Genomic DNA, 16,323 nt, shown 5'->3' on the forward strand with positions numbered 1-16,323 from the left:
CATCCCTTTCGATAGAGTATCGGAAAGGAACAATATGGAGGGAATCATGCGAAAGATCGTTGTCTCAGAGTTTGTGTCGTTGGACAATGTCATACAAGCGCCTGGTGGAGCAGAAGAAGATACCGAGGGCGGTTTCACCCACGGTGGGTGGACAGGGCCGTTCTGGCACGATGACATTGGCGCGCACTTCTTTGAGGAAATGAGCCAAACTGGCGCGCTGCTTCTGGGGCGCAAAACCTGGCAGATCCACGGAGGGGCATTTGAACCCATGCCAGCCGGGGATCCCTTTGGCGATCTCATGAACAGCATGCCGAAGTACGTTGTTTCTACAACCCTAACAACGGCCTCGGCTTGGCGCAACTCAACCTTGATTAGCAGCAATGTTGTCGAGGAAGTACGCACCTTGAAAGCACAGCCCGGCAAGAACATTGCCATCGATGGCAGCAGCGTGCTGGTTCATACCTTGGCCGAGCACGATCTGATTGATGAATATAGCCTGCATGTTTACCCGGTTGTGCTCGGCAGTGGCAAGAAGCTTTTTCCTGAGGATCTGAGCGTTCATCTGCGCCTGATCGAAGCCAAACCACTCCCATCAGGCGTTGTGTTCATGCGCTACGCGCGCGCATGATGGGCCGCTGGCGACGTAATGGTAAAAGGGATGAATCTCAGCAGTGAAAGCACTCCCATGACCAGCAAACTGAAGCGATAACAGCTCGTATTGGTCGAGTTTTGATCAGAATGTTGGTGGTATTGGCAGCGTTGAGGCGGGCGGTTCCATCGGCACATACCCGGATCTGTAACCTGAATGATCGCTATTGGCATAGCGGAACGTTATGCCTCCGCAATCACCTTTGAGAATGGTCATCTGCACTTCATATGTCAATCACCTCGCTCAAAAGCATACTGACTCACCGCGTTGAGGGCGTCCCGATACGCCAGTTGCGTCTGGCGTAAGCGTTGCTGCTGCTCTGGTGTGGGCAGAAGTTTCAGTTTGGCGGTGATGATCTGCTTGATGTCGTTCGCTTTCTCGTGACAACGTGGGAAGCCAGCTTGTAGGTGACGTGTGTGGTGTGCTGTGCATCCATACATATCAGTATGACAAATGTTCTACTCCTTGCGAAGCCCCTGAGATGGCGGCGCTTCCTCCCCTGGTTGAAACGCAGGGGTATCCGCGCCGCCTGTATCATGAAAGTATAGCACAGACACAGACGGGAGAGAGAGGAAAATAGATACAATTACCGCTTCACGAATATAGGACCAGCTTAGATGCAAAAAAGAACAAGCTGGAGCCATCAGCGGCTTCAATAGTTTCTTCTCGGCTGATTGTGATCTCCAGGAAACGACCATTGCTGGCTGAGTATTACCCAGGTCTTGAATAAGGGTGGGCATGAGCGGTCTCATAGTAAAAACGCGCCGAGGAGGCCGCCGTGTTCGTCAACCAGTACAGCGTCACGTTTGTGTGGATGTAGTTAACCCAATCCATACCGTGTACACCATACATGATGAACATATACCATCTCAAGTGTATGAGGAAAGGGCAGCTTTGACCAGGACAGGAGGAGGACACTTCTGGACATTTTGCCCTAATAACTTTACGTGCCGATTTCCTTTGCTTATACTGTAGTAGTCTTGAATGTTGTCAGCTCATACTGTCTATATAGAAGGATAAACACATATCCATGCACTTCGGGAAACGGTTACGTCAGGAGCGATTGCGCCTTCACTTATCGCAAGAAGCTCTGGCAGAGGCTCTGGCTATCTCCGCCAGAAGTATCCGCCGTTGGGAGCAAGGACAGGCGCTTCCTCAAGCGTCGGTCCGGCTCCAACTCAGCCGCTTTTTTGGGCTACGTCCTGAAGAGCTGTTTGAAGATCAGGAAACCCAGACGCCTCGCACGCCTCTCTGGTGTGTTCCCTATCCTCGCAATCCCTTTTTCACCGGTCGAGAAGAGATTCTCACAACTCTCCACACGGCCCTCTCCATCAATCAGGAGGTGGCATTTACCTATGTGTATGCACTCCACGGGCTGGGAGGTGTCGGCAAGACGCAGATTGCCCTGGAGTATGCCTTTCGGTTCGCCCAGAAGTACCACGCGGTCTTCTGGATCGGGGCAGAGACCACTGAGAGCCTCGTCTTGAGCCTGCTACGTATTGCCGAGACGCTCCAATTGCCGGAACGGGGTGACAGGGATCAGCAACGCGTCATCACGGCGGTCCGCGACTGGCTCATGACGCATCATCAGTGGCTGCTCATCTGCGATAACGTGGAAGACCTGGGCGTATTGGATCGTTTCCTTCCATCGAGACGGCAGGGGGCAGTACTGCTCACGACACGCCTGCAGGCGTTGGGGACACATGCGCGAGGTATCCCCCTCTTGCCCATGAAGCACAGGGAAGGGATGTTATTCCTGTTGCGTCGTGCCAGAGTGTTGGAGGCGGAAGCGACTGGCGAACCCATGCATCAGCTTTCCGTGCAACAGCCGTCCCACTACGCGGCAGCGGCGGAACTGGTCACGGCGACAGGAGGATTGCCTCTGGCGCTCGATCAGGCTGGGGCCTACCTGGAAGAAACGCAGTGTGGTCTGCCTGCCTACCTGGATCTCTTCCGTACCCGGCGTGCTGCCCTGCTCCAGCAGCGAGGAGAGGGTGCACAGAATCACCCGCTGCCAGTGTCCACGACGTTTGCTCTTGCTGTCGCCGCGACAGCCGAACGCCACCTGGCGGTGCGGGACTTTTTGCGGGTCTGTGCGCTGCTGCAGCCAGACGCGATCCCTGAAGAACTCTTTCGCCAGGGGGGCGAGCATCTTGGCGCAACGTTGGAGGCGGTGTGTCGCGACATGCTGGACTGGAACCGCGTAGTTGCCCTCGCGTGTTCCTATTCCTTGCTGTCTCGTCAGCCAGAAGCACAAACCTTCTCGATCCATCGACTGATGCAGGCAGTGCTCCTGGATAGCATGACCGAGGCAGAGCGACAAGAATGGTCCAGGCGAGTTATGCTTGCCCTCGACGCTGTGTTTCCTGAAGTGCAACCGACGGCGGAGCTGGCCATCTGGAAGCAGTGTGAGCGACTCCTGCCACATACTTTGCTGTGTCTGCATCAACATAAGGGGACTGAGGATGCTCTCCCCCTGGCATCCTTAGCCTGCAAGGCAGCTCTATATCTATGCGAGGGCGGACAATATGGAGATGCGGAGGCGCTCTATCAACGTGCCTTATATATCCAGGAGCGGCTCCATGGGCCTGAGCACCCGCAGATGGCCACTTCGCTTAACTACCTGGCGGTTCTCTATTGGAGGCAGGGCAGGTATGCCGATGCGGAACCCCTCTATCAACGGGCCTTGCCCATACTGGAAAAGGCTCTGGGTTCTGACCATCCCTATATGGCTCAATTGCTTGGAAATCTGGCGCTTCTCTACCGAGATCAGGGAAAATACGCTGATGCGGAACTCCTCTTCCAGCGGGTGTTGCGTATCTTAGAGCAAGCTCGGGGGGAGGACCATCCTGACATTGTTCAGGTACTGAACAACCTGGCTCTTCTCTACTGGAAGCAGGGCAAGTACGCCGATGCAGAACCCCTCTACCAACGGGCATTGCGGCTCAGTGAGCAGAGTCAGGGATCTATGCATCCCCAACTGCCCGAGACACTCAATGGACTGGCGAACCTTCGCCGAGATCAGGGCAAGTATGCGGAAGCAGAACCCCTCTATCAACGTGCCCTCACAATATGTGAACAGCTTCTTGGCCCACACCACCCTGAGACGGCACAGACGCTGCACGACCTGGCTATCTGCTCTCAGGAGCAGGGTGATCTGGGCAAGGCGCTCTCCTTTGCTGAGCGAGCCCTGAAGATCCGCTCGTTATCTCTGGGAGAAGCTCACCCCAAAACGGTCGCTACCCGGGAACTCTACGCTCAACTTGTGCAGAAACAGGGAGGTGCAGAACAAGACCCGCCCTCCCCAGAAACGAGCAAAATGAATAGCTGACATACACACGATTATTTCAAACGCATGTCAAGCAGTGGACGGCCCGTTCGCGCCGCGATCAGTGAGAGGAGATTGGCAAACTCTTGCTCATACTGGTCTCGCGCGAGCTCTGATACGTAGAGCGGGTACATGCGCTTTGCCATGTATGGCTGCTGCCAGCGAATACTCTTCTCGCCATCGCCGATCTCGTAGGTCCAGTCGTTTGGGTCTGATGATGATTTATGTTGCTTGACAAGCGCGAAGTAGCGAACGTTGCCCCATGGGATAATCACTTTCTCGCCAGGATACCAGGCTGTCAGGCCTTCCTCCGTCGCTTCAAGCTCTGGACAGAGCCAGCGACGCATCCTCAAGTTTACGAATACTCCCAGGGCGGTCCAGGCTACCCACAAGATGATTGCAAGCACGACATACCTGAGCCAGGCATCTAATGCTATCGCTGTGGCTGCGTTGCCATAGTTGTTCAGAAAGGTGGCCCAGGTGGAGTAAAGCGACCAGAGTAACAGCAGGATGATTCCAAAACATAGGAGAATGAGAATGAAGTTTAGGATAATTGGTGCCAGATTGAGGCGGATGCCCAGCCATATCGGCGTTGACTCCAAAACATCTTGGTTCTGCGCGGGCTGAAATTGCGTGCGTTCCTGCCACTCTCCACTGAGAATCTGTCGGCGGCGTGAGACGCTTTGATGATACGAGCGTTGAGCCTGAACAATACTAAGAATCAGGAGTATGGGGACGACAATGACAATGAAGGCGAATTCTATCTGCCCTCGCTCAGGGAGAATTTGCAGATTGAAACTCACCATCAGCAGCAAGAGGAGGATGCTCACGCCGAAAAAAACCGTCAGGGCAGAGATACCGACTGAGTAGCCTCGGTCCAGCGTGATTCGAGCGAGGCCAGCACGGAAGAACGCTTGTGACGGAAACGAAACCGCGTGAGCTGCTCCTGCTGGGCACGGGTCGTCTGCTGGCGCAGTTCTCTCCACCGGCCCCGGTCAAGCTGAGCAATCTGGCGCTGCAAGTGGTGGCGGTGGGTCTCATCTTGCTCCCACCAGGGCGCATAGGCCACGCAGCGCCCATAGCGCAACAGATACGCATTCCAATTCTTGCGCCCGCTCACCCGGCGATACTGCGTTTTGAGCGCGCGAATGCTGCGCTCCATGTCATTGTTGGTGCGCGGAAAGTCCTCCCGCTCATAACACTGCACCAGGTACGGGCGCAGATTCGAAAGCACCTGCAGCAGCTCCCGTAGGCTCTCCTGTTCCAACTCCGAGAGGGGGGACGTTTCCAGAAGTTGGACCATCTGCTCGCGCCACGCGTCCAGGCGTCGTCCCACGCTCTCATTGCTCACGGGTTCTGCGAGCGTGCGTGCCGCTTCTTTCACCAGGATCGCTTCGACCTCACAGAGCCAGCCATACATCCGCTTGACCTGTCTCAGGTGCTCTGCCCAGGTTGCCCGTTCTGTCACAATTGCCTGCAGACGGGTGAGCTTCTGTTCACACCGCCGACTCACGGCGCCCCCTTTTTGAGCAAGTGCTGGAGACTGGCTTCGATCTCCTCCAGCATCTGGCTTGCCTCGACCGTCGCAAAAGTCAGCGGCTGCACGCCGTCGATATTGAGCGCGGTCAAGATCCCAGTGGCGTACGCATCCAGCACGCGGAGCTGCTCGGCCTCCTGAGGCGAGGCGGTCACGAGGGCCTTCTTGATCTGTTTGCGCACCGCACGAACCTTCGGCTGTAAGCGTTTGCGGATCGCCGTTTTCGCCGCTTTGTCTGCTTCAAAGGCGGTCTTGGAGGCATCGCGCAGCGCATGGAACTGACACACCTGATGAGGGACCTCCGGCCAGAGCTCCTGGAGTGCCAGCAGCTCACTTTCCTGGGCATCGCTGATCGTGCCCAGCACCTTCACCCCCAGCTCAACCACCGGAGTCAAGAGTGCTTTCATGACGGCAGTCTCCGAGGAGAGCACATTCTCGGCCACCAGGACCCGCCCAGTCAGCGCATCGCGGACCAGGTACACTGTCTCGTTCCCTTTGTCAGGCTGAATGCCGTCGATGGCAACAATGATGCCCCCGTTCTTCTCGACTTGGGCCAACCACTCCTGGTCCTCGTTGGCCGCACTCGCTGCCCGCAGCAACGTGCAGTACGCATCAAACAGGTAGAGCACTTCTCGGCGCGCGATCTTGACTCCCAACGGGGCCAACCGGGCCAGTAACTCGCGATGGATCTCGTCGACGGTTTGGTGCTCGACCAATCGCAGCCGCCCCACCAACAGCACCACATCCACCCCATACGTGAAGTGGGGCAGGGCCAGCGCATCCGCTCGCGCACTGCGATACGTCCGCTGATGGCCCACACACTGCGCATCGGAACAGCGGTAGCCCGCATGCACCAGTTTGATCACCTCCTGCAACGTGACCACCGTGCGTTCCGACAAGGTGACGGCCCGCCGGAGTCGCTTCTGGCAGTCGGCACAGTGTGTCACTTCGGGACGGTAAAAACGTCGGCTGACCTGGGAAAATGTCCGCGCAGGTTTCATGCGTTTCTCTCCTGGCTGTTTCTGAGATCCTTTCCTGGTGGAGAGTGTACCACATGGGCTCAGTCGGCATCTCTGCCCCTACGGAAAAAAAAAGACTTGCACGACAGACCATAGGACACTCAAGCTCTTCCATCGCTGCGATGGATCAAATTGCATAGCCATAGTCGATGATATGCTATTCATTTTCTATCATTCTTACCTTTCTAAAGTTGTCTAACTGTGCCAATCCAACCTCAATACCGGCGACCAGTGGAGCCAGAAAGAGGGAACCTCCGAGGCAGTGCGCACAATCTATGGCAGACATAGTCAGGGCAGCAATTGGCCCATACATAAACATCCAGCCGCCCTCCCCTATACGAAGTGTGGGAGAGAGAAAAGGCCCCCTACAATCTCCAAGAGGAACATCATCCACGCTGAGGAGAGAACAAAGGCCAGGCTCAGAATGCCCCAGTTCGCCAGGAAGCTGCGCTGCCGACGATATTGACGATATTCCAATAAAACACCGCTTAAGCAGGCACACAATAGCGTGGTACTTGTAAACACCAGGATGGGTCCCAATGCCTGGGGATACAAGATGTAGAGCAGCAAACCCGTGAGAAACATGGCACAGCATCCCCGCCACCAGCCAAGTATGGCACCAGCCAGTAACATCCAGGTGCCAATAAATACCCATAAGAGAAAAATAAACAACACGGTACTTAAACCCTCGGGAGAGAGAGCTCCACTCTGTGTAACCACACCTGAAGATGCGGGCGGTCTCAATACATAGGCCAGCAGGATGAGTAGCGCCAGACTCACTATATATCCTGGGATGACCAGCGCGTCACGCCAGCGTGGTGGACCGCGAAAGAGCGGGAAATGCTTTATGTCGTCCTCAATGAGAGGCTGAGAAGGTATATACGCGGGCGATTGTTCACTTTCGTTCGTATCTTCTTCATCGGTATCTCTCAGCACCATCGCGGTCTGCTCCGCCGAAGATGGCTCATCCCCTTTCCCTTCGCTGATCCTTCTCGCGGCCCGTTCCTGCTGATCGACCGCGTCCTGAAACGCTCTCGCAAATGCCTGGAGCGAGGGAAAACGCTGCTCTGGCTCCTTCTTCAGCGCTCTTAGCACAACATGCTCAACGGCTGATGAGAGCCCTGTCTGCTGACGAAGAGAAGGTACGGGCGCTGAATAATGCTGGGAGAGTATTTCCGCGAAGGTACCTTGAAAGGGGACGTGTCCACACAGCCATTCATAGACTATAATGCCAAGCGCATATTGGTCGCTGGCGGCTACAGCTTGCTGGTACATCTGCTCAGGGGCCGCGTAGGTTGGTGTACCGACAATTCCACTGGCCATACTCCGACTCGGCGAGGCAATACTAAAGTCAGTCAGAAGAATTTCACCATGCGCTCCTATCAGAAGGTTTTTTGGTTTGACATTCCGATGGATAATCTTTTGTTCATGCGCATATTGCAACGCTGACGCTATCTGCTGAACATAGTCATTCACCTGGGTAAGAGGCACGCGGCTGCCAGAGGGGTGGCGCATTTGGAGCGAGCCTCCTGAAGCATAGGACATGACCAGGAAGGGTATTCCCTCATCAAGATCAAAATTGAGTATGCGCAAGATATGGGGATGCTCCAGGCGAGCCAGGATATAAGCCTCTTGCTTAAAAAGCTCTCCGTGCTCTTCTTGCAATTCCCGCGTATGCAATACTTTGATCACGGCCTGGGTGCCCAGGTGTATATGTTCAGCCAGGTACACCTGGGCGAGTTTGCTCTCACCCAGTGGTTTGAGCAGGCGATAGTTACCAAGATGTTCTTTAGAGTTGACCATTCTTCCTTCTCTCCAGGCAAGCAGACTCTCAGCAGCTATTGTGTCCGCTGATCATGGATGTCGTTTCGGTGCTGCTGAGCCTTTACTTGTGGCAATGACAGGCGACGCGATGATGGCATACAGATAGACACTATCCACTCCAGGCTCGCGGTCAACAGCGACGCTACAATTGGTAGAATTGTTAATGATGTTGGATGAGATATTGAGATACTGATAAACGGACAATAAAGCGGTTGTTGAAAAATGAATGAATTGAGCGAGATTGAAGCGACCACACTTACAAGGGTAAGCAGCAATGATGACAGAAACTGATACGCTCTCTTGCGCTCCTGCCAGGCCCCTGCTCCGGCGGTTATGACGATCTGTGCCAGCGTCGTACTTAGAGCGGCGAAGAGGGGAATGCGCCCCTGTAACAGCAGTGGCGTCAAAACAAGGCTATAGACAAGCGCGACTACCAGTGGCGCGCGCCTGCTTCCCAATACCGGGCCGATAAGCAGAAGCCAGGCGAGAAGACAGAGTGAGGGCAACTCATTCTCGTTCAGGTATGAGTAGAGAGGGCTTACATACTCGACAACCTGGGCCAAGGGTAAGCAACTCCCTCTGGGGACGCGTTGTCGTAGCGTTCCCCCTGACGCATAGTTCATTACCAGGTAAGGGGTTTGCTCCACAATCCCAAAGTCAAGCACACGTACGATATGGGGATGCTCAAGCTGAGCAATCAAACGTGCTTCCTGACGAAAGCTCTCAAGCTTATCCTCGCCATCCAGGCGGTTATGCAATAACTTGATAGCGACCAGCATATCGAGGTGCTCCTGCCTGGCAAGGTAGACATCGGCAAAACCTCCTCTTCCTATTCGTTGCAATAAACGAAAGGCATGTAGGTCTGGCAGGTCTTTCAGATTGTCGTCTATCATGAGTCGTGCCTCTGACGACGCCTGAGCACGATAGCCTGGATAATGGCTTCCAGGCCTACCATCAATGGTGGCACGATGATCAACGAGATCCAGGGAGTCTGGCCAATAACTCCCAGGCTCAGGGTTTGCTGTAAATTTCCTAGCAGTGGCGTAGCGAGGGCATAAGCAATATTAGTCCAGAGAATCATACCCAGGACCGCCAGGGTATAGATTCCCCAGGAAATGAACAGGTTGCGCTTCTTGCGCCGCTCATACACTTTGCCTACCACAAAGGCAAAGGCCATCGATCCCAGGAGTGTGATCGCCACGAGAATGAGCACCTGTGCTGGAGAGGGTATCTTCAGGTAAAATTTGATTGTACCAGGTGCAAGATTCGTGGGATCCGAGGCGCTCTGGTTTGCGGGATCGATTAGAAGAAACACGGTCAGTAACCCAAGTGTGGAACCAGTGTAATAGATCAGATTGATAATAGCCGCGCGCCATGCTCCAAACACCGGGCCGGTCATGTAGCTTGTCAAGAAGGAGAGCATAGCTGTGATGACCTCAAAGCCAATCATCGCTCCCGCATACTCTGCTAACAGGTTTGAGAAGGCAGCTGGATCCTGAGCATTCACATTGGTAACAAAGTCATTTAAGCTAGTATAGAGTCTCAGGGAGACCAGGCCTTAGCAGATGAGGATGCTTCAAGCGTATCAGGGGCTCTATCTCTGCCCGAAAACGCTCGCGGGCATCTTCATTCTCGATAGTGCTGTGAAACAAATGTATGGTGACAGGTGTTCCTTGATTACGAAGCTGCGCAAGGTAGATTTCGCTCGTAGCACGTTGTTCTAGAAGACGCATAAGGTGGTACTGGTCGATCTGTTGACCAACATGGCCTGCCATAACGCTCTATCTATCCCTTCTATCGTAGAGCAAGGCCTTCGCCGTCATTTTCTTCTGCTTCTGGCAGCAGCCACTTCCACTCTGGAAGGGATTGCCTTCACCTGGCATGCCATCAAATAGTATTTGCCAACACCGCCTGAACAGCGACTAGCGTGCGCTCAGGCAAATGAACGGCATGGCGATGATTGACGAAAGCCCTCTGCTTCTTCGCTGGCGAGGAAACGCCGGTTTCTGTATTAGAAGTGTACGAGGAAAAGGAAGACCCTACCAGGACAGGCGTAGGACACTTTCAGGCCACTTTGCACCAGGAGTCCTACATACTCATTAACTTTATTTTTACACCGAATACATTATATTAATGCCAGTATCGCGCTCGAATGTGCCGCTCTCCTGGGACATGAACAGAAGCAACTCTTCTCTCTCTCGTGAAGTCCTGGCTGTTCTGACTCACCTTTTTCCAGTCGATCATACCTGGATACCGGGTTCTGATTGGCCCTGGTGGTATTTTCCTATGGCCTTTACAGAGCAGCAAGCTAAACATTCTTCTCAGACGTGTGGCGAGACCAATCAACTGCGCTATAGTGCGCCAATATCGCTCATCGTTTCATACACACAGAATTCTGGTGCAGCGTTCACTCCTCCTGCTCTCCCGCCAGCATATCCCCCTGGTTCGGGACCATCTGGGCGCTGCGCCAGATCTGCACCTGGAAGGTGGACGTCCCGCAGGGAATGGCTCTTCTTTGATTTTGGGGCTGCACTTTTGTCCCTATCTTCTCCTTCCTTTCTTCCCTTCTTTTATATATACTTCACCTCACTTAACGCATGACCTAGGCCAGCCACACGCTCCTGTGCGCTCTGCTTGAGAAGAGGCAAATGGGCTAAAGCCGTGGGGTCTTTCAGCGTCGTCAAATATGCTGCTGGGATTGTTCCTCTGCTCAAGTGGGAGAGTGGCACGTCTCATAGGCGTTCTGTTGTCCAAAAGTCATGAGAGGAGAAGATTTTGTCAACAACAGATAATTTCGATCAGGCAGTGACACAGATGAGGGAAGCGAATCAGCGCCTTCTGGAAGGAGATCCCACACACTACAGTGCGTCCTGGTCGCATTCTGATGATGTTACTATTTTTGGCGGCTTTGGTTCCTATGAGAAAGGGTGGAACCAGGTCGGGCCTCGCCTGGAGTGGGTTGCCTCTCGTTATAGTGGGGGACACGATACCTTCGAACTCATCTCCACAGGTATGAGCGGTGACTTGGCCTATCTCATCTACCTTCAAAATGGTGAGGTACGCCTAGATGGGCAAGAGGAATATAGTCCACTGGCTTTGCGCGTCACTGAGATCTTTCGCCATGAAGAGGGGATCTGGAAGCTTCTCCATCGGCACGCCGATCCCGTCGCGGGAAAAGACCGGGTTCATAACAACCTTTCTCAAATAGATAGATAATCGCGTGCTCGTAACTCTTTGGGGACACGCTCATATGAAATGGCCGAAAGCAGCGGATTGAGGGGACCGCAGCTAACACGGTGATAGAATCTGTCCTCTGCTTGCCACAGTTCCTTCCCTGACGAACGGCATATTTGGGCGTCACTATGTGTTATTGGACAGTAGTGAATGAATCCCATCATTGCCTTACTGGGGCGAGAAAGAGAGAAAACTGATGGACGTATTTGAGGCTGTTCGCACTGTGCTTGCCGTGCGACAATACCAGGAGAAGCCCGTTCCTGAGGATGCGGTTCGGCAAATTGTTGAAGCGGGGCACCTGACTGCCAGTAGTATGAATGGGCAGCCCTGGCACTTTATTGTGATTGAGGACCGGGAGACAATGGGTCAACTTGCCACCCTCGCACGTTCTGGCCCCTATATCGCTCAGGCACCTCTCGCGATTGTGGTAGGGATGGAACAGAGCCCATTTGCCGTCTCCGATGCCAGCCGAGCTATTCAATCCATGATCCTGACTGCGTGGGCGCGGGGCATTGGATCGAACTGGGTTGGTTTCAACAACCTGCAAGATGTGCGGCCTCTCCTGGGCATCCCCGAGAACATCGAGATCCTGGCGATTGTCCCCTTCGGCTATCCTATGACCTCACTTGGGAAAGGACTGAAGAAGCGCAAAACGTTGAGCGAGGTTGTTCATCGCGGTCGCTGGAACCAGCCTTTCGAATAGAGACGGCGTCATATTGGCGAGCGGTCTCTTGTTGCATCAGGCGGTGGAAAAACTGACTCCACTGGGTTGCTATGATGATACCGCTTGCCTGGTTCTCAGTCATCTTTCGTGCTCAGCATCGACGTGTGGTACGCCCATGCCGTACATGTCGACGACGACGAAATCCGCCTTTTCGCCCAGAGAGGCACGGGAGTGTGCCACTGTCCATCATCGAACATGCGGCTCGCCTCGGGCATCGCTCCCATCAAGAAGTACCTGGACCACGGCGTGAAGGTAGGCATTGGGGCCGATGGCTCGTCGAGCAATGACGCCTCCAATATGCTCGTTTTGAACACCTGGGATCGGCTGTTCGAGCTTGTAGCCTTGAAAACCCTCGAACTGCGCCTGCGCTGCGGAAATACGCTGGTACCAGTGCAGAAACGTGACAGCGGATATACTCATCTTCGAGCAATGCTCCTCTGAACTTTATCTATTGTGTGATTTTCGTTTATTGCCATGACTCTTGATTTAGTATAGTGCATGACCTAAATCAAGGTAGGGGCCAGCAATAGAGCACAGCCCAATTCATGATTCTTTCAACGTCATATCTCCTCTTTCCGCATGGTCACCTTCTATGGCCTTAACGCTTGCTGCTCCTGAAGGTCTCTCTAGCCTGATTGGTGTTCCCAGTTGTGCAAAGCAAAAACTGCGTCTATAAAGAATATCTTGCGCGTCTTCATTGGATAACGCCAATGCTTGTGTGAAATCGTTGATGGCTTCTTGCCAGCGGTTTTGAGCTTGATAAGCGATACCCCGGTTATAGAGAACGGTTGGATTCTCCTTCGAGGCCTGGTACTGGAGTCCAGTCCAGCTTGCTTGTTTCTCACAGATATCACATCATTTCACTAGACGTGCTTTCGGTTTGAGCAGGAATGCGTCTTCGTTCTCAGGGATGGGGGTACGTGAAAAGGAGAGGTACCACCGTATGTCCAATACCAAGCAAACCAAGCGTCTCACTCCTGGGTCGCGTGAGACGCTCCTCACCATTCTTGAGACCCTTCCTGATGCCTTCTTTGTCGTCGATGACGCTGAGACCATAATGTATGCCAATGCGAGCGCGCAGGCCATCACCGGAGCACCTCCCGAGGAATGCCTTGGGAACAGGTTCTGGCGCTACGCTCCCCAACTGGTGAGCCCCTCACTCTATCAGGCCATGCGCAGGACCAGGCAAACCAAAGAACCGAACGAAGTGGAGTATTGGTCTCCTATGACCCGGAACTGGCTGCGCGCGCAACTCACTCCGACCGTTGGGGGACTCACGTTGCAATTCCACCAGATGAGAGCACCAGCACCACGCCAGGGGACGTTTCCCCAGGGCGAGCGCCTCTGCATCGATGACCTGGATGGCTTGCATACCAGGATCGGGATTCTGACGCCCGAGGGGATCGTGTTAGACATCAATGCGGTCCCGTTAGATGACGCGCAGGTCCCACGCGAGGAGGTGATTGGCAAATCGCTGGCCGAGACCCCCTGGTGGTCCTTTGCTCCTGCCAGTCAAGAGCGGCTCCGTGCCGCCATCGCGCGAGCCAGCAGGGGAGAAACGGTGCGTTTCGAGGCCCTGGTTCGCCCGAGGGAAGGAATGCTCCTTTCCTTTGAGAGCGTGATCACCCCCCACATGGATGCGAATCACTATGTCGAGTACCTCGTCATCGCCGGCATCGACATCACCGCGCGCAAGCGAGCCGAAAGAGACATCCATGCCTTGATCGATGCCATCCCCCAGTTGGTCTGGACGGGGCGACCGGACGGGTACGTCGACTCGTATAATCAACGCTGGCGCGATTATACGGGCCTGAGCACCGAAGAGGCCCAGGGGGAGGGATGGATGCAGTGTACCCATCCTGAGGACCGGCAACGCATCCTGCAGACGTGGCAGCGCGCCGTCCAGACCAGCGAGCCCTATGAAACGGAACAGCGCCTGCGCCATGGCACGACCGGGGAGTATCGCTGGTTCCTGATACAAGCAACCCCGTACACTGATGCGCAGGGCACGATCCTCAAATATGTTGGCACCTGCACCGATATTCATGACAAAAAGCGGGCCGAAGCAGAACTGCGTGCCCTGATCGATGCCATCCCCCAATTTGTCTGGATCATGCGCCCCGATGGTTCTGCTGAATACGCGAACCCACGCTGGTGCGATTATACTGGCATGACCTCCCAACAATACCAGGGGGACGGCTGGCTCCAGGCCATCCACCCCGATGACCAGCAACGCGTCCTGGCGGGGTGGCAGCGCGCCGTCCAGGCAGGCAGGCCCTATGAAGCGGAACAGCGCCTGCGCAATGGTACCACCGGAGACTATCGGTGGTTTCTTGCCAGAGGAGCACCGTTCAAAGATGCGCAGGGCACGATCCTGAAATATTTTGGCACTACCACTGATATCGATGAGCAGAAACAGGCTGAACAGAAAATCAAAACCAGCGAGGAGAACTGGCGGGTGCTGGCCGAAACGGTGCCGCAGATGGTGTGGACGACGCGCCCAAATGGCCAGCACGAGTATATAAACCAGCGCTGGTGTGACTACATGGGGGTTACGGTTGAGCACATGCAAAGCGACCGATGGGCTCCTCTCTCGTTCATCCATCCCGAGGATCGGGAAGGCACCCGAGCGCTCTGGCAGCAGGCCCTGGACACGGGAGGAATGTATGAGCACGAAGAGCGTTTCAGAAATAGCCAGACCGGAGCCTATCGCTGGTTCTTAGCCCGCGCCATGCCGGTACGCAATGACACCGGTCAGATCGTCAAGTGGTTTGGGACTATCACTGACATCGACGATCAGAAACGGACGGAGGAAGCCTTACGCCAGAGTCAGGAGCGTGCGAGCGTCCTGATGAACTCCAGCATTATCGGGATCAATATCATCGAAGGAGAGCAGATTGTGGACGCGAACGACACCTTTCTGCGCATGACCGGCTATACCCGCGAAGACCTGCGTGAAGGGCGCATGAACTGGATGCACATGACGCCTCCAGAATATCTAGCTCAGGCCCAGCAGGCCCATCAGGAACTTGTCACTCAGCAGTCTACGACGTATGAGAAAGAGTACGTGTGTAAAGATGGCAGTCGCCTTCCGGTGCTCGTGTGCGGGGTCGTCTTCCAGCATCACCCACGCCAGGCGATCGCCTTTGTACTGGATAATTCTGCCCGCAAGGAATTGGAGCAGCGCAAAGATGACTTTATCAGCATGGCCAGTCATGAGCTCAGGAACCCGCTTGCCGCCTTAAAGATGCAGATCCAACTGGTGCAAAAACGACTGGAAAGGCAATCTCATCACGAGGCTGCCACAGCGCTTACCAGGGTAGAGGGGCCTGTCAAGCAACTGGAACGCCTGATTGAAGAGTTACTGGATGTCTCCAAGATCCAGGCAGGCAGGTTGGAGTACGTCCGGGAGACGGTCGATCTTGATGCGATGCTCCATGAGGTGGCAGAAACGATGCAGCAGCTCAGTACGACACATGCCATTGTGGTGCGTGGTGCGGCACCGCGCTCACTCCTCGGAGACAAAGACCGGCTCGGACAGGTCTTCACCAATCTGATCAGCAATGCCATCAAGTATTCTCCCGGCGCAGAGACGGTCGAGATAGACCTGAGTACCTCCGAAGAGACGGTCACGGTCCGTGTCCGTGATCATGGCCTGGGCATCCCACGAGAGCAGCGCGACAAAATCTTTGAACGGTTCTATCGGGCCTCTGGTCCCAGGCAGAAAGCGATCCCTGGTCTGGGCATGGGACTCTACATTGTGGCGGAGATCGTCAAGCGTCATGAGGGAACCATCACCGTGGACAGCACCGTCGGGAAAGGATCGACCTTTACGGTGTCCCTTCCCAAGAAGAGGGATGCCTGAGCAGGGAAAGGTACTCATCAAGCGGTCTATCGAGGAGTGACAGGGAAATAGCCCTCTCGTATGCCACCCCGCCTCCCCACACAATCCCCAAATAAGGAAACGACCGGCACTTTCATCCCTCCCCCTCAAAGGGGGAGGGATGA

The 16,323-nt window shown here is 54.7% G+C and carries 13 protein-coding genes and 2 pseudogenes; 6 read left to right on the plus strand and 9 right to left on the minus strand.

Features of this window, described 5'->3' with window-relative positions:
• Window positions 1-46: 46 nt before the first annotated feature.
• On the plus strand, window positions 47-628 hold the full coding sequence (locus JMJ16_RS07755; protein WP_201379968.1) for a dihydrofolate reductase family protein: 582 nt from the start codon (window positions 47-49) through the stop codon (window positions 626-628).
• A 257-nt stretch (window positions 629-885) separates the two neighbouring features.
• Here the strand turns inward: JMJ16_RS07755 and JMJ16_RS56780 are convergent.
• Window positions 886-1,089: pseudogene (locus tag JMJ16_RS56780) on the minus strand (RNA-guided endonuclease TnpB family protein); the annotation flags it as partial.
• Window positions 1,090-1,679: 590 nt separating this feature from the next.
• Here JMJ16_RS56780 and fxsT point away from each other — a divergent pair.
• The gene (gene fxsT, locus JMJ16_RS07765; protein ID WP_201379970.1) at window positions 1,680-3,980 is read left to right on the plus strand and encodes an FxSxx-COOH system tetratricopeptide repeat protein; all 2,301 of its coding nucleotides are present in this window, start codon (window positions 1,680-1,682) and stop codon (window positions 3,978-3,980) included.
• Between the two features lie 11 nt (window positions 3,981-3,991).
• Here the strand turns inward: fxsT and JMJ16_RS07770 are convergent, their stop codons facing one another.
• The 7 genes from JMJ16_RS07770 to JMJ16_RS55910 form a co-directional block, all read right to left on the minus strand.
• Window positions 3,992-4,807, minus strand: coding sequence for a hypothetical protein (locus JMJ16_RS07770; protein ID WP_201379972.1), 816 nt, complete (start codon window positions 4,805-4,807; stop codon window positions 3,992-3,994).
• A gap of 14 nt (window positions 4,808-4,821) precedes the next feature.
• On the minus strand, window positions 4,822-5,490 hold the full coding sequence (locus JMJ16_RS07775; RefSeq protein WP_201377911.1) for a transposase: 669 nt from the start codon (window positions 5,488-5,490) through the stop codon (window positions 4,822-4,824).
• On the minus strand, window positions 5,487-6,515 hold the full coding sequence (locus tag JMJ16_RS07780) for a hypothetical protein (protein ID WP_201377840.1): 1,029 nt from the start codon (window positions 6,513-6,515) through the stop codon (window positions 5,487-5,489). The genes JMJ16_RS07775 and JMJ16_RS07780 overlap by 4 nt, the downstream gene beginning before the upstream one ends.
• A gap of 351 nt (window positions 6,516-6,866) precedes the next feature.
• The gene (locus tag JMJ16_RS07785; RefSeq protein WP_201379980.1) at window positions 6,867-8,336 is read right to left on the minus strand and encodes a serine/threonine-protein kinase; all 1,470 of its coding nucleotides are present in this window, start codon (window positions 8,334-8,336) and stop codon (window positions 6,867-6,869) included.
• A 35-nt stretch (window positions 8,337-8,371) separates the two neighbouring features.
• Window positions 8,372-9,250 (minus strand): protein kinase, encoded by an 879-nt coding sequence (locus JMJ16_RS07790; RefSeq protein ID WP_201379989.1) that lies wholly within the window; start codon window positions 9,248-9,250, stop codon window positions 8,372-8,374.
• A complete protein-coding gene (locus JMJ16_RS07795; RefSeq protein ID WP_201379991.1) occupies window positions 9,247-9,864 on the minus strand; it encodes a hypothetical protein in 618 nt (205 codons plus the stop codon). The genes JMJ16_RS07790 and JMJ16_RS07795 overlap by 4 nt, the downstream gene beginning before the upstream one ends.
• Before the next feature lie 900 nt (window positions 9,865-10,764).
• Window positions 10,765-10,890: a hypothetical protein gene (locus JMJ16_RS55910; RefSeq protein WP_255553170.1), complete on the minus strand. Its 126-nt coding sequence runs from the start codon at window positions 10,888-10,890 to the stop codon at window positions 10,765-10,767.
• 242 nt (window positions 10,891-11,132) lie between these two features.
• On the opposite strand from JMJ16_RS55910, the gene JMJ16_RS07800 reads away from it, so the two are divergent.
• The 3 genes and pseudogenes from JMJ16_RS07800 to JMJ16_RS56785 form a co-directional block, all read left to right on the plus strand.
• On the plus strand, window positions 11,133-11,573 hold the full coding sequence (locus JMJ16_RS07800) for a nuclear transport factor 2 family protein (protein ID WP_201379993.1): 441 nt from the start codon (window positions 11,133-11,135) through the stop codon (window positions 11,571-11,573).
• A 214-nt stretch (window positions 11,574-11,787) separates the two neighbouring features.
• Complete coding sequence (locus JMJ16_RS07805; RefSeq protein WP_201380000.1) at window positions 11,788-12,294, plus strand: nitroreductase family protein; 507 nt, start codon at window positions 11,788-11,790, stop codon at window positions 12,292-12,294.
• 120 nt (window positions 12,295-12,414) lie between these two features.
• Window positions 12,415-12,618 (plus strand): annotated as a pseudogene (locus JMJ16_RS56785) (amidohydrolase family protein); the annotation flags it as partial.
• A gap of 240 nt (window positions 12,619-12,858) precedes the next feature.
• Here JMJ16_RS56785 and JMJ16_RS56790 read toward each other — a convergent pair.
• Entirely contained in the window at window positions 12,859-13,164 is a 306-nt protein-coding gene (locus JMJ16_RS56790) for a tetratricopeptide repeat protein (RefSeq protein ID WP_201382778.1), read from the minus strand.
• 94 nt (window positions 13,165-13,258) lie between these two features.
• Here JMJ16_RS56790 and JMJ16_RS07820 point away from each other — a divergent pair, with 94 nt between their 5' ends.
• The gene (locus tag JMJ16_RS07820) at window positions 13,259-16,180 is read left to right on the plus strand and encodes a PAS domain S-box protein (RefSeq protein WP_201380002.1); all 2,922 of its coding nucleotides are present in this window, start codon (window positions 13,259-13,261) and stop codon (window positions 16,178-16,180) included.
• Window positions 16,181-16,323: the final 143 nt, after the last annotated feature.

This window comes from Ktedonobacter sp. SOSP1-52 (assembly GCF_016587395.1).

What these genes read in the sequence shown, in the direction of transcription:
- JMJ16_RS07755 (WP_201379968.1), top strand. Translation starts at nt 47, where the DNA reads ATGCGAAAGATCGTTGTCTCAGAGTTTGTGTCGTTGGACAATGTCATA.
- fxsT (WP_201379970.1), top strand. Translation starts at nt 1,680, where the DNA reads ATGCACTTCGGGAAACGGTTACGTCAGGAGCGATTGCGCCTTCACTTA.
- JMJ16_RS07780 (WP_201377840.1), bottom strand. Translation starts at nt 6,515, where the DNA reads ATGAAACCTGCGCGGACATTTTCCCAGGTCAGCCGACGTTTTTACCGT.
- JMJ16_RS07785 (WP_201379980.1), bottom strand. Translation starts at nt 8,336, where the DNA reads ATGGTCAACTCTAAAGAACATCTTGGTAACTATCGCCTGCTCAAACCA.
- JMJ16_RS07790 (WP_201379989.1), bottom strand. Translation starts at nt 9,250, where the DNA reads ATGATAGACGACAATCTGAAAGACCTGCCAGACCTACATGCCTTTCGT.
- JMJ16_RS07805 (WP_201380000.1), top strand. Translation starts at nt 11,788, where the DNA reads ATGGACGTATTTGAGGCTGTTCGCACTGTGCTTGCCGTGCGACAATAC.
- JMJ16_RS07820 (WP_201380002.1), top strand. Translation starts at nt 13,259, where the DNA reads ATGTCCAATACCAAGCAAACCAAGCGTCTCACTCCTGGGTCGCGTGAG.